Origin of the sequence: Nocardioides oceani (assembly GCF_030412965.1) — a bacterium.
Taxonomy (GTDB): domain Bacteria; phylum Actinomycetota; class Actinomycetes; order Propionibacteriales; family Nocardioidaceae; genus Nocardioides; species Nocardioides oceani.
In genome coordinates, this window is sequence record NZ_JAUHJQ010000007.1 from 68,531 (window position 1) to 81,723 (window position 13,193).

12 protein-coding genes are annotated in these 13,193 nt (G+C 64.1%); 4 read left to right on the forward strand and 8 right to left on the reverse strand.

Annotated features, from left to right (window positions below):
- Positions 1–469: 469 nt before the first annotated feature.
- The 5 genes from QWY28_RS24440 to QWY28_RS16240 form a co-directional block, all read right to left on the reverse strand.
- The gene (locus tag QWY28_RS24440) at positions 470–1,270 is read right to left on the reverse strand and encodes a glycosyltransferase (RefSeq protein WP_369292704.1); all 801 of its coding nucleotides are present in this window, start codon (positions 1,268–1,270) and stop codon (positions 470–472) included.
- A complete protein-coding gene (locus QWY28_RS16235; protein WP_300953608.1) occupies positions 1,267–2,604 on the reverse strand; it encodes an MATE family efflux transporter in 1,338 nt (445 codons plus the stop codon). Before QWY28_RS16235 ends, QWY28_RS24440 begins: the two co-directional genes overlap by 4 nt.
- Positions 2,605–2,721: 117 nt before the next feature.
- A complete protein-coding gene (locus QWY28_RS24445) occupies positions 2,722–3,306 on the reverse strand; it encodes an acyltransferase (protein WP_369292705.1) in 585 nt (194 codons plus the stop codon).
- The gene (locus QWY28_RS24450) at positions 3,303–4,199 is read right to left on the reverse strand and encodes a glycosyltransferase (RefSeq protein ID WP_369292708.1); all 897 of its coding nucleotides are present in this window, start codon (positions 4,197–4,199) and stop codon (positions 3,303–3,305) included. The genes QWY28_RS24445 and QWY28_RS24450 overlap by 4 nt, the downstream gene beginning before the upstream one ends.
- A gap of 164 nt (positions 4,200–4,363) precedes the next feature.
- On the reverse strand, positions 4,364–5,302 hold the full coding sequence (locus QWY28_RS16240) for a glycosyltransferase family 2 protein (protein ID WP_300953609.1): 939 nt from the start codon (positions 5,300–5,302) through the stop codon (positions 4,364–4,366).
- A 361-nt stretch (positions 5,303–5,663) separates the two neighbouring features.
- On the opposite strand from QWY28_RS16240, the gene gmd reads away from it, so the two are divergent.
- Entirely contained in the window at positions 5,664–6,707 is a 1,044-nt protein-coding gene (gmd, locus tag QWY28_RS16245) for a GDP-mannose 4,6-dehydratase (protein WP_300953610.1), read from the forward strand.
- Positions 6,704–7,675, forward strand: a complete 972-nt coding sequence (locus QWY28_RS16250) for a GDP-L-fucose synthase family protein (RefSeq protein WP_300953611.1) — start codon at positions 6,704–6,706, stop codon at positions 7,673–7,675. The genes gmd and QWY28_RS16250 overlap by 4 nt, the downstream gene beginning before the upstream one ends.
- A 64-nt stretch (positions 7,676–7,739) precedes the next feature.
- Here QWY28_RS16250 and QWY28_RS16255 read toward each other — a convergent pair whose 3' ends face one another.
- The gene (locus QWY28_RS16255; protein ID WP_300953612.1) at positions 7,740–9,014 is read right to left on the reverse strand and encodes a sulfate adenylyltransferase subunit 1; all 1,275 of its coding nucleotides are present in this window, start codon (positions 9,012–9,014) and stop codon (positions 7,740–7,742) included.
- Entirely contained in the window at positions 9,014–9,928 is a 915-nt protein-coding gene (cysD, locus tag QWY28_RS16260; RefSeq protein ID WP_300953613.1) for a sulfate adenylyltransferase subunit CysD, read from the reverse strand. The genes QWY28_RS16255 and cysD overlap by 1 nt, the downstream gene beginning before the upstream one ends.
- A gap of 221 nt (positions 9,929–10,149) precedes the next feature.
- Between cysD and QWY28_RS16265 the strand changes: the two genes are divergently transcribed.
- Positions 10,150–11,364: a glycosyltransferase gene (locus tag QWY28_RS16265; RefSeq protein ID WP_300953614.1), complete on the forward strand. Its 1,215-nt coding sequence runs from the start codon at positions 10,150–10,152 to the stop codon at positions 11,362–11,364.
- Here QWY28_RS16265 and QWY28_RS16270 read toward each other — a convergent pair.
- The gene (locus QWY28_RS16270) at positions 11,318–11,914 is read right to left on the reverse strand and encodes an LbetaH domain-containing protein (RefSeq protein ID WP_300953615.1); all 597 of its coding nucleotides are present in this window, start codon (positions 11,912–11,914) and stop codon (positions 11,318–11,320) included. The two genes, QWY28_RS16265 and QWY28_RS16270, sit on opposite strands and share 47 nt — an antisense overlap.
- A gap of 86 nt (positions 11,915–12,000) precedes the next feature.
- Between QWY28_RS16270 and QWY28_RS16275 the strand changes: the two genes are divergently transcribed.
- Positions 12,001–13,167, forward strand: coding sequence for a nucleotide sugar dehydrogenase (locus QWY28_RS16275; RefSeq protein ID WP_300953616.1), 1,167 nt, complete (start codon positions 12,001–12,003; stop codon positions 13,165–13,167).
- The last annotated feature ends 26 nt before the right edge of the window (positions 13,168–13,193 follow it).

The following is a 13,193-nucleotide window of genomic DNA, read 5'->3' on the forward strand; positions in this document are numbered from 1 at the left end:
CTGTATGGTTCGGTGTCCGAGAGGACAACCGAGTTTGCGCCTACCCGCGTGCCCGGCGCGACCCGGATGTCACCCAGGACGCACGCGCCGGCACCGATGTCCGCCTTTTCCCCCACTGTGGGGCAGCCGCCTTGAGCTCCACGATTTCCGATGGTGACGCCGTGACGCAGTTGAACACCCGGACCGATGACGGATTTTTCGTTTACAACTAGGCCGAAGCCATGCGAGATCCTCAGTCCAGGCCCAACCGCCGTCTTGACTGGTAACTCGACAGAACATACAACCTCGGAGAAGAGGGTGTAGAGGAGAATTATCGGCCGCGCCGCCAGCCTACTACGGCGGTCGAATGGCCACCGGGCAGCCTGGGAACTGCGGAAGAGGACCAGCATTAGCTGGATACGTACACGGTGCCGGTTCGCCCGGAAGTCTTGGAAGATCCACCGCGCACTGAATTCGGGCCTTCGAGCAGTCATGGAGTCCACGTTACGTATGGTTCGCCCTGAATCAGGGGCACGGGCGTGTGCCGCCCACGGCGCAATGCTCGGTATAGGACGCGATCAGCTTGCCGCTGGGCCGGCGCCACAATTCTTCGAACGCGGTTCATCGCGGGCGAGTGGTACTTGGAACGGACCTCCTCCGCCTCAAAGCCTGTCTGGTTTGATGTGATGCCGGTCGAATGTAGCCTGAATGCTGCGACTTCCTGTGGAATGTAGCGCAAGGCGCCCAGGCGCTTGAGGCGGAGGAAGTATTCAAAGTCCATGGCCCAGCGCAAAGATTCGTCAACGAGACCAACCTGATTGACGGCGTTGGCTCGGAATAGGCTCCCGGGTTGGGGAACTAGGTCCTTGCCCCAAGGTAAGTATATTGAAGCAAATCTCCCGGGGCGGGTAACAAAGAGGGTCGTACCCCGCTCATCGATGTAACGCACGTCGCCATAGGTCGCAACCACGCCCGATGCGAAAAGGGCATTGATAGAGGCCAGGAAGGAGCCAGGGGCAAGGATGTCATCGTCGCCGAGCCAGGCTAAAGCGTCTACAGAGGTGAGTGACTTGAAGCCATCGTTAACAGCTGCTGACAATCCTGGCCGAGGTGACTCCAGTATCTCGGCGTCCACTTCGCTCGCGGCGGCCGAAACTGATCGTGCGTCGGGGCAGACGATCAAGAGGCGCACGTCGTGCGGTCCCTGTTGGGTTCGTATGGACCAGAGCGTCTGGCGTAGCCAATGGCCGCGTGTCCCTAAGGTCGGCACCACTATGCCTATGACTGTCATGGTCGGACGCTTCCTTCGTGACGACTGAGCCGGATTCTCATCTGTTCTAGACGCCCCAAATTCGGGAGCAGCTGGAACACTACTACGGTGATCGCGATCACGAGATAGGGAGTGAGCGCGGCGTACGAACTGGTCACGGTCAGGCCAGCAAGCGCCGCGACCGCGCCGGCGGACGCCCAACGCGCCTGGAACCATAGATCACGTGGACTGGTAAGTGAGACGCCCAGCGCAAACTGCCCGGCCTGTGAAAGCAGGAGGAAGGCGGCCGCGAGGAAGATTTCCCGGTCTGGCCTGACCTCCCCATCTGAAACTACGGACGCGAGGCGGGGGCCTAACAAGACAAGCAGACCGCCCGAAACAATGGATGATACAGCGAACCCGGCGGCAATCTTGTAGACAAATACCGGTTCGAAACGACCGGCCGAGCGGGACCGTGCGTAGATAGGCCAAAGGGCTACGCCGGTAGCTGAGATAAACGACCAAGTGGGGAGGTAGAACTGATTTGCAAGAGAGAACTGAGCAACCGCCTCAACGGTATTGTTTCGCGCGAGGAACACGCGTGCCAACTGAAATGGCAACATCGATGCCACAGACAGGATTAGGTATGCAATCCCTTGCGATACTAGAGAACGGACGGGAGTTCCCGTGAATGTGAACAATCGGCGAGCGCGGAAGTTCAATGAACGGCAAGCCCAAATGTATAGCATGAGGGACGACACAAGCGCACCAAGAGCGGGGCTGGCGATCAGGTACGCGGGAGGCGCACCGGTTGCACACAGGACGCCGGTGGCAGCCAGCGTTATTGAGGGGGCTATGGCACCCGATGCGACCACCGCGGGGTTTCTGCCGAGGCCGACCAATACTCGTTGGCCTAAGCCCAAGGGGATGCAAAGCGAAAGCGTGGCTATTGAAATCGCGATGAGAAGATCGAGGTCTGGAATCCCGTACTCCCCGACACCAAAGAGATCGGCCCAGGAGCCCGTAATGAGAGTTAGCCCCGCTAGGAGAATGACCGCAAGGGTGCTTATCGACAGCAACTTCGTGGCAGTGACGAGAGTCGCGATCCGGGCCTGGTCATTCTCCCGGGTCGTCGAAATTGCGTTTATTACCCCCGCTCCCATACCGAGGTCCATGAACTGGATCAGTTGAAGAGGTGTTGTGGCGACGGCGTAAACGGCGAACATTGGCGCGCCATGGACCGACAGGATGATGCTCGAGTTGCCGAGCGCTGCGGCCGCGGTCAGCGGAAACACCATCAGCCGAGCGAAGAAGCTGGCGCCGAGACTGCTGACGACACCCCGCAATCGAGCGGTGCTGTCGGTGCCGTTAATCAACGTGGCGCCCCCTGCCTGGAGGAACGGACCCGGCCCGTGCAACGCGGCCCTGTGGAGAGTGACGGCTGACGGAGAATGTGCGGAGTTGTGGTCGCTTGCTCGACCGTGTACCGACTGTCATCCACCCGGTACGTGCGTCTCTGCTAGGAACTCATCAAGGGCAGCGCTATGGCGCTTCTGGTCCTGCTCTCCGAAGCGTTCAGAGAGCACGCGAGCCGGGTTTCCGGCGGCAATAGCGTAAGGAGGAATGCTGCGCGTTACGACCGAGCCTGATCCCACCAAGGCACCCTCGCCTATGGAGATACCGCTAAGAACAGTGGAACTTCCGCCAATCCACACGTCACGCCCGATGTCAACCTGATCTCGGGCAGTAGGGTCTCGGTCTCCCACCCAAGTGGACAGCACATAGGGCACCCCTACTTCGTTCACTGCGTGGTCGTCCCGGCCGACTATTTGTACGCCCATCCCGATGAGTGCCAGATCGCCAATTGCGCCGTCGACTTGAATGATCGTCCGCGGACCGATAGATACGAGACGACCGATCATCAATCGATGCGGCGCGCTGATGACGCAGCCGCGTCCGACGCGAAGAGAGTCGCCGTACAAAACATTCTCGTGAATAGTCATGCGGCGCAGCGCTGCGCGAGCAAGACGCTCTACACTTCCCCCGAGCGTGGAGCGGCCAGCGAGGTTAGAGTTCATTGTGCTCCAATCAGTGCTGACAATAGTCCGTGCGCCATTCGTTCGGCCGAGTACAGTTCTTTGACGTGACTGCTCACACTTCCCAGCGGCACAGATTCCCTCGCTTGCCACGCGCTATGAAGTCCATCGGCCAACGCGAACTCGTCGTCAGAGTCGAACCAGTGCACCGCACCAGTTGCGGCTAGTTCAATTTCGGGTGAGTGTGGCTCGCTTCTTGCCACTAACACCGGCACCCCGAATCCGAGAGCTTGGGTCAAGCCTAGCCCGGCGAACCCCGTTGATAGTGCACAAACGGCAGTCCTGTAATGCTCGAACAGGAACTCCCATGAACTATTCCATCCTTGAAAGATTACGTGGTCGGCGATCGCCAGGTCGCTGGAAAGTCGACGCAGAAACTCGCGCTGAGAACCATCTCCCACGATAACCAGGCGGGCGCCTTCGCGCCAGAGGCCGCTACGCGCGAATGCGGAAACGGCTAGGGCGACCTTTTTTGGGGGTTCCAATCGGCCGACATACAGAAAGTCTTTCCGTTCCTGGTCTTGGCCTGTCGCTGGTTGGATCTGCTGGGAAGTATATAGAGCATTTGGCGCAACCCAGGCCGGACGATTGGGCATTTCCCGTATGGCGTCCTCAAGATTGCTGAACGTGTATGTGATCGTTCCTGACGCTAACCACCGCATTGCTCGGCGAAGCGCAGCGCTAGGCCCGGCTGGTCCCGCCTGCGGGTAGAGATGACCCCAGACGAGCGTCCTTTGCCGACGCGCGCGCCTCGCTACCAGGAAGAGCCAAGCAGTGAGGCTCCTGGGATTGAGGTCCACGATGAGGTCGGTGCATGTGAGCGCGAAACGCCAGTGCCCAGTCTGTATGAAGGCCCGACCGCCTAGCCGCCACATCCTGACGTCTTCGTACTGCTCACGTCTGATGCCAGTCTTGACCGTCGGGTCCAGATGCGACGAACTTGTGAACAGGCGGATGGCGGGGCGACGGCGGAGTAGTTCGTCGATGCAAGCCTGACGATACGTTGGAAGAACCGCGAGGTATAAAGCCTGTGTCTTCTTCACGGGTGTGTCCGACGGTCTATGCGAGTGAGTTCTCGAACTTTGAGGTCGATCTGCCAGTAGTAAGATGCGAGGGCTATTGCATAATCAAGCCCAGCCCGACCATCCAAAAACCCGAGACGAAAGAAGAAGGAATAACAAAAGAATAGGATCGGCTTCCCGGGCATTGCGTCAAACAGCTGGCCCTGTCGCGAGCGGTGACCGCGCACCTTCCGGCGCAATGCGGGATCGACGCGGAGGTACGCTTCCCATTCTGAGTAGCGGTTATGACGGTCAAACCATGTTGCTACCGGATCCACGTCGTCGTGCCGAATGCGTCCGGACAGAGTGCCGATCCGCCCACGTGAAATGGGCTGATAGTGCCCTTCAAGCTCCCCCATGCCGCCAGAACGCAAGTCGTCAATTTCGGGAAAGCTTGCAACGGTGCGGTCAACCAGGCATCTCTTGGTAACGCGATGGCCGTGGCGGAGAAAGCGCCCAGAGAACCTGTAATCAAGTTCGATATCGTACGCACCGCACGATCCCAATCGCCCAGTGACTACTAGATGTCGCAGTTCGTCGATGAGCTCTTTGGTGGGCGTTTCATCTGCATCTAGGAAGAGGATGAACTGGTTCCGTGTGACTAGGTTATCCAGTTGCCACTGCTTCTTCTTGGGGTAGGCGCCATTCCAGGAAAAATTCTCTACGCGGACGCCTAAACCCGTCGCAATGGCTTGTGTTCCATCTGTACTTTCAGAGTCCACGACGATCACTTCGTCGAAGGCTCCGCCCAGTGCTCTCAAGCACTTCTCGATTCCGGCGGCCTCGTTCTTAGTCTGGACGAGGACCGTTATTGGCAGTGCTGACTGTGTCAAGTTCTCCGCCTTCCGCGCAGACGTGCGCGCTTCGGCTGGGTCGTCGAGCAGTTGCCGCCGACGTGGGCATGCGCGCGCGCTCATGCTAGGGCACCAGCTCGTCGAGTCCTGCTACTTGTCGTCCGGGGGATGCAGTGGCTTCGTCGGGCAGACGTCTTCTGCGTGTCGGGGCAGATGCGCTCGCCGACGACACGGCCTGGTGGGTGCACGCCGGCTGTGCCGACAAGGCCGGAGCATGTGGGCAGCCGCGAGAACGCCGTGCCGGCGCTCCGCGGTCCTGGCGAACCGGCGCGGCACGGCCGCCCAGTGTCGGTGTGCCAGAGTTTCCCCGCTCCGCGTATAGGGTTGCCTAGGACGGGGCAGCTGACTGGTCCCTCGCTCAAGTTCAGGAAGTAAGGGGCGCTTCGTGCGCTCGAGAGGTCAATCGAGGCGGCAGGAGATCCTTGTGAGTAAGCGAGCGCTTATAACCGGTATCACGGGTCAAGATGGTTCCTACCTAGCGGAGTTGCTCCTCGGGAAGGGTTACGAGGTGCACGGGCTCATTAGGCGGGCCTCAACCTTCAATACTTCCCGCATCGATCACCTATATCAGGATCCGCACGATATGGATGCCCGCCTGTTCTTACACTATGGTGACCTTTCTGACGGTGCACGTCTAGTCACGCTCATGCACGAGATTAACCCAGACGAGGTCTATAACTTGGCCGCCCAATCTCATGTGCGGGTAAGTTTTGACGAGCCCGAGCACACGGGCGACACTACAGGCGTTGGTGCTATGCGGCTGCTCGAGGCGGTTCGCATGGCAGGCATCGACTGCCGGTACTATCAGGCCTCGAGCTCCGAGATGTTCGGTGCGACACCGCCGCCGCAGAATGAAGAAACGCCGTTCTACCCGCGGTCGCCTTACGGCGCGGCAAAGGTCTACGCCTACTGGGTCACCAAGAACTACCGCGAGGGCTACGGCATGTTCGCGGTCAACGGGATCCTCTTCAACCACGAGTCGCCCCGCCGCGGCGAGACCTTCGTTACGCGGAAGATCAGCCGCGCCGTTGCCCGCATCCGAGCGGGGCTCGACGAGCACGTCTACCTGGGCAACCTCGATGCTGTCCGGGACTGGGGTTACGCCCCGGAGTACGTCGAAGGCATGTGGCGGATGTTGCAGGCTGACGAGCCGGACGACTTCGTCCTTGCCACAGGAGGGAACTTCACCGTCAAGGACTTCGTCGTGACGGCCTTCGAGCACGCTGGTCTCGACTGGGAGAAGCACGTGAAGTTCGACGAGCGATACCTGCGGCCCACTGAGGTCGACGCGCTCATCGGCGACGCCAGCAAGGCCGAGCGCGTCCTTGGCTGGAAGCCGGAGGTCCAGACCGACGAGCTCGCGCGGATCATGGTCGACGCCGACATCGAGGCGCTGAAGCACGAGGGCAAGCACTGGATCGACCAGCCGAGGCTCCAGGGATGGCCGACGGTCAGTGAGCTGACGTGACCGAGTTCCGTGTCGGCCCGCTCGATACGGATGCTCCCTTCTATGTTGCTGGCCATCGTGGGCTCGTCGGAGGGGCGATCTGGCGGGCTCTCCAGGCGAAGGGTCACTCCAACCTCCTCGGCATGAGTTCGCGAGAGCTGGACCTGAAGGAGCGCGGCGCGGTCTTCGACTTCTTCGCGGAGAGCAAGCCGACGTACGTCGTGCTTGCGGCGGCCAAGGTGGGCGGGATCCTCGCCAACAACACCTACCCGGTGGACTTCCTCTCCGACAACCTCCGCATCCAGACCAACGTCATGGACGCCGCGCTCGAGCACGGCACGGAGCGGTTGCTGTTCCTCGGGTCGTCCTGCATCTACCCGAAGCTGGCCGAGCAGCCGATCCGTGAGGAGTCGCTCCTGACCGGTCACCTGGAGCCGACCAACGACGCCTACGCGATCGCGAAGATCGCGGGCATCCTCGGCGTGCAAGCGGTCCGGCGGCAGTACGGACGCAACTGGATCTCGGCGATGCCTACCAACCTCTACGGTCCGGGGGACAACTTCTCGCCGACCGGGAGCCACGTCCTGCCCGCGCTCATCCGTCGGTACGACGAGGCCAAGACCAGCGGAGCCGACAGTGTCACCAACTGGGGGACGGGTTCGCCGCGGCGGGAGTTCCTCCACGTCGACGACATGGCCGCTGCGTGCCTCTACCTGCTCGAGAACTACGACGGTCCTGACCAGGTCAACGTCGGGACGGGTCGTGACGCGACGATCAAGGAGATCGCCGCGCTGGTGGCCGACGTCGTCGGCTACGAGGGCGAGACGCTCTGGGACACCTCCAAACCGGACGGGACGCCGCAGAAGCTGCTCGACGTGTCCAAGCTCCGCGGCATCGGCTGGGAAGCCCGGATCGGCATGCGCGAGGGTCTCGAGTCGACCGTCGCCTGGTACCGCGAGCACGTCGGCGAGCTGCGCGAGGCCGGCTGACCTAAGCCGCGAACCACGAAGGGCCCGGCGAGCCAGACTCGCCGGGCCCTTCGTGTGTCTCAAGTCAGGAGCCGCTGTTGATCATCCCGGCGCCGACGGTCACGCCGGTGGCCTCGTCGATGAGGATGAACGAGCCGGTGGTGCGGTTCTGCGAGTAGGGATCGCAGAGCAGCGGCACCGTCGTGCGCAGCTGGACGCGGCCGATCTCGTTCACGCCCAGCTCCTTGGTGTCCTGGTCGCGGTGGAGCGTGTTGACGTCCAAGCGGTACTGGATGTCCTTGACCAGTGCGCGTGCCGTGCGGGTCGTGTGCTTGATGGCCAGCTTCTGCCGCGGCTTCAGCGGCGTGGTGGTCATCCAGCAGATCATCGCGTCGATGTCCTGGGACGGCTGCGGGGCGTTCTTGACCCGGGCGATCATGTCGCCGCGGGAGACGTCGACGTCGTCCTCGAGGTGGACGGTCACCGACATCGGCGGGAACGCCTCGGTGATCTCCTTGTCGAACAGGTCGATCTTGGAGATCTTCGAGGTCATGCCGCTGGGCAGGACGACGACCTCGTCGCCCGGCTTGAGCACGCCGCCGGCGACCATGCCGCCGTACCCGCGGTAGTCGTGGAACTCGTCGGACTTCGGGCGGATGACGTACTGCACCGGGAACCGGGCATCGATCAGGTCGCGGTCGGAGGCGACGTGCACGTTCTCGAGGTGGTGCATGAGCGTGGGACCGGAGTACCAGCTCATGTTCTCGGAGCGGTTCACGACGTTGTCGCCGGCGAGCGCCGAGATCGGGATGACCTCGAGGTCCGGGATGTTCAGCTTCGTCGCGAACTGGGTGAACTCGTTGTGGATCTTGTCGTAGACCTCCTGGGAGAAGTCGACGAGGTCCATCTTGTTCACGGCCAGCACGAGGTGCGGGACGCGGAGCAGCGACAGGATCACCGCGTGCCGGCGCGACTGCTCGGTCAGCCCCTGACGGGCGTCGACGAGCACGAGGCCGAGGTCGGCCGTCGAGGCGCCGGTGACCATGTTCCGGGTGTACTGCACGTGGCCCGGGGTGTCGGCGATGATGAACTTGCGGTTCGGCGTCGCGAAGTAGCGGTACGCCACGTCGATCGTGATGCCCTGCTCGCGCTCGGAACGCAGGCCGTCGGTCAGCAGCGCGAGGTCGGTGTAGTCGTACCCCTTGGACTTCGAGGTCGACTCCACGGCCTCGAGCTGGTCGGCGAAGATCGACTTGGAGTCGAGCAGGAGCCGCCCGATGAGGGTCGACTTGCCGTCGTCGACGGAGCCCGCGGTGGCGAACCGGAGCAGGTCCATCTGGGTGCTCTTGACGGTGCTCATCAGAAGTAGCCTTCCTTCTTCCGGTCCTCCATGGCTGCCTCGGAGAACCGGTCGTCGCCACGGGTGGCGCCTCGTTCGGTGAGCGTCGCGATCGAGATCTCGTCGATGATCTCGTCGATGGTGGACGCGGTGGACTCGACACACCCCGTCAGCGTGATGTCGCCGCAGGTGCGGAACCGCACCGTGCGCTCCTCGACGACCTCGCCGGGACGCGTGGGGTTGAGCGGGGTCTCGCTCATCAGCATCCCGTCGCGCTCGAAGACGCGGCGCTGGTGGGAGAAGTAGATGGAGGGGATCTCGATGCCCTCGCGGCCGATGTAGTCCCAGATGTCCAGCTCGGTCCAGTTGGAGATCGGAAAGATCCGCATGTGCTCGCCCTCGTGGAGGCGGCCGTTGTAGAGGCTCCAGAGCTCGGGACGCTGGTTCTTCGGGTCCCACTGGCCGAACTCGTCGCGGTGGGAGTAGACGCGCTCCTTGGCGCGGGCCTTCTCCTCGTCGCGGCGCCCACCACCGAAGGCGGCGGTGAAGCCGTTCTCCTCGATGGCGTTGAGCAGGGTGCCGATCTGGAGGCGGTTGCGGCTGGTCTTGCCGTCGTCGACGACGACGCCGTTCGCGATCGCGTCGTCGATGCTCGCGACGACGAGGTTGACGCCGAGGCGGTTCACCCAGTTGTCGCGGGTCGCGAGCACCTCGGGGAAGTCCAGGCCGGTGTCGACCTGCAGGACCGGGAACGGGATCTTCGCCGGGTAGAAGGCCTTCTCCGCCAGGCGGAGCATGACGATGGAGTCCTTGCCGCCCGAGAACATCAGGACGGGCTTCTCGAACTCCGCAGCGACCTCGCGGAAGATGTGGATCGACTCGGCCTCCAGCTGGTCGAGCTGGCTCAGCCGGTAGTCGGCGTGGGTGTCGGTCATGACGTGCAGTGGACCTCTCGTCGGGACAGCAGCCGTCATCGTAGCCATCGCGGGCGGTCACGGGCGAAGCCGTGCCGGATGGCGGTGGTCCGCGCCGCGCAACGCGCGCCGAGGCGCGGACCGCGCCTCTATGCTCCGTCCGTGCGCGCGAGGGTCCTCCCACGCGTACGCAGAGCGGTCGCACGACCGTTCTCACTCCGAGTTCTCCGAGGGGGTCACCTGTGACTGCTCGCCCCAGGGTCCTGGTCGTCGGCCTCAACTACGCGCCGGAGTCGACGGGCATCGCGCCGTACACGGCAGGCATGGCGCGCGGACTGGCGGAGCAGTACGACGTCAACGTGGTGACGGCACATCCTCACTACCCGCAGTGGGAGGTCCTCCCGGGGTACGGAGGCGGGGAGCGCTCGGAGCTGGTCGACGGGATCCCCGTCAAGCGCCTGCTCCACTACGTCCCGCACGACCCGGCGGGGGTCAGCCGCATCGTCAGCGAAGCGAGCTTCGCGCTGCGGGTCGCGCTCGCGCGTCAGGCCAGACCGGATGCGGTCGTCGTCGTCACGCCTGCGCTGCTACCGATGGGGCCTGTTCTCGCTCGCGCACGTCGATGGGGCGCTCCGGTCGGTGTCGTCGTCCAGGACCTCTACGGGAAGGCAGCCGGCGAGCTCGGGCTGCTGGGTGGGGGACTGGAGCGGGCGATCACAGCGCTGGAAGGGCGGCTCCTGCGAGCGTCGGACTCGGTCGTCTCGATCCACGAGCGGATGGCCCGCGCCATCGCCGACGACTACGGGGTGTCCGCCGAGCGGCTGTCCGTCATCCCCAACTGGACCCACATCGAGGAGTTCGCGGGCGACCGCACGGTCGTGCGGCAGCGCCTCGGGTGGATCGACGACGTCGTCGTCCTCCACGCGGGGAACATGGGCGCGAAGCAGGGCCTCGAGCACGTCGTCACCGCGGCGCGCAGGGCCCAGGAGCTCGGACGCGAGCTCCGCTTCGTGCTGATGGGCGACGGCGCGAGGCGCAGCGACCTCGGGGAGCTCGCGATCGGCGTGAAGACGCTCGAGTTCATGGAGCCCGTGAGCGGCGGCGACTTCGCCGGCGTGCTCGCCGCCGCCGACGTGCTCCTGCTCCACGAGCGCCCCGGGTTGAAGGAGATGTGCGCGCCCAGCAAGCTGACGTCGTACTTCGCGGCGGCACGGCCGGTGCTGGGTGCCACCGACGCGGACAGCGCTGCGGCGCACGAGGTGCGGTCGAGCGGCGCCGGTGTCGTCGTCCCGTCCGGCGACCCGGACGCCCTGCTCGCCGGGCTGGACGAGCTCCTCGCCGCTGACGGCGCCGAGGTAGGACGTCGCGGTGCCGAGTACGCCCGGACGCGCCTGTCGGAGCAGGCGGCGCTCAGCGACTATCGGGACTGGGTCGGCGAGCTCTTGTGTCGTCGCTGAAGCGGTCGCCCACGACCGTGGCTGGTGCAGCACCGTAGACGGCGTTGGCGGGCACGTCGCCCTTGACCACGGTGTTCGGGAGGATCAGTGCCGACGTACCGATCCGCGAGCCGCCCAGGACCATGCACCGGGACGTGACCCAGACGCCGTCGCCGATGAACGTCGGACGGGTGACGAGCGCCATGTCCGTCTTCACCGCATGCGTGCCCGTCGTGACGAAGGAGTCCTGGCTGATCACCGTGTCGTGACCGATCTCCAGGCGGTCCTGGTTGTGCAGCCACACGCGTTCGCCGATCCAGCTGTTCGCCCCGATCGAGAGCTTCCAGGGGAAGCGGACCTTGAGGCCGGGGCGCATGATCACGCCCGGACCGATCTCCGCCCCGAACCAGCGGAGGACCGCGATGCGCACACGCGAGCTGAGCTGCAGTGAGCTGGTGACGAGGACCGGCTCCACGACCGCCCACAGGAGCACGATCCAGAACGGACGGTCCCACGACTCGCGGGAGCCGGGAGCCTTCGACAGGTCGATGATCGGCACGTTGTCCGGCATGGCGTCACGCTAGCCGCTCCAGACCCGGTCTCGCCGTCGGACCAGTTGCGCTCACCCGCGCGTCCTCGTGGTCCTACGCTCGTCGCATGAAGATCGCCATCGCGGGTCTGGGGTACGTCGGGCTGTCCAACGCCGTCATCCTGGCCCAGCACCACGAGGTGCGGGCCCTCGACCTCGACGAGGAGCGGGTGGCGATGGTGAACCGGCGGGAGTCGCCGCTGGAGGACCCAGAGCTCGAGGACTACCTCGTCACCCGGGAGCTCGACCTCGTCGCGACCGTCGACAAGCGGGCGGCGTACAACGGGGTGGACCTCGTCGTGGTCGCGACGCCGACGGACTACGACGAGCGGACCAACTACTTCAACACCCGGTCCGTGGAGTCGGTGGTCGCCGACGTCCTGGAGCTGGCGCCGTCCGCTGCCGTCGTCATCAAGTCCACCGTTCCGGTGGGGTTCACGGCCGACCTGCGGGAGCGGCACCGGGGAGCCTGCATCATCTTCAGCCCGGAGTTCCTGCGTGAAGGACGGGCGCTGTGGGACAACCTGCACCCCTCGCGGATCGTCGTGGGCGACCGGGGCGAGAAGGGCCGGCTCTTCGCCGACCTCCTCGTCGAGGGCGCGGAGGCGACCGACGTACCGGTCCTGCTCACCGACTCCACGGAAGCCGAGGCGATCAAGCTCTTCGCCAACACCTACCTGGCGCTGCGGGTGGCCTACTTCAACGAGCTCGACACCTACGCGGTCACCCGTGGCCTCGACAGCGCGCAGATCATCGAGGGCGTCGGCCTGGACCCGCGGATCGGCGACCACTACAACAACCCGAGCTTCGGCTACGGCGGCTACTGCCTGCCGAAGGACACCAAGCAGCTCCAGGCCAACTACCGCGACGTCCCGCAGAACCTGATCAGCGCGATCGTCGAGGCCAACACCACGCGCAAGGACTTCATCGCCGCCGACATCCTGCGGCGGAATCCTCGGACGGTCGGCATCTACCGGCTGATCATGAAAGCCGGGTCGGACAACTTTCGCATGTCGTCCATCCAGGGCGTCATGAAGCGGCTCAAGGCCAAGGGCATCGAGGTCGTCGTCTACGAGCCGGCGCTGGAGGAGGACCTGTTCTTCAACTCCGAGGTCGTGCGGGACCTCGACGAGTTCAAGAAGCGGTCGGACGTGATCGTCGCGAACCGGCGGACCGAGGTGCTGGCCGATGTGGCGGACCGGGTCTACACGCGGGACATCTACGGGCGGGACTGACCGGGTCCGCGCCGGTTGCGACCTGG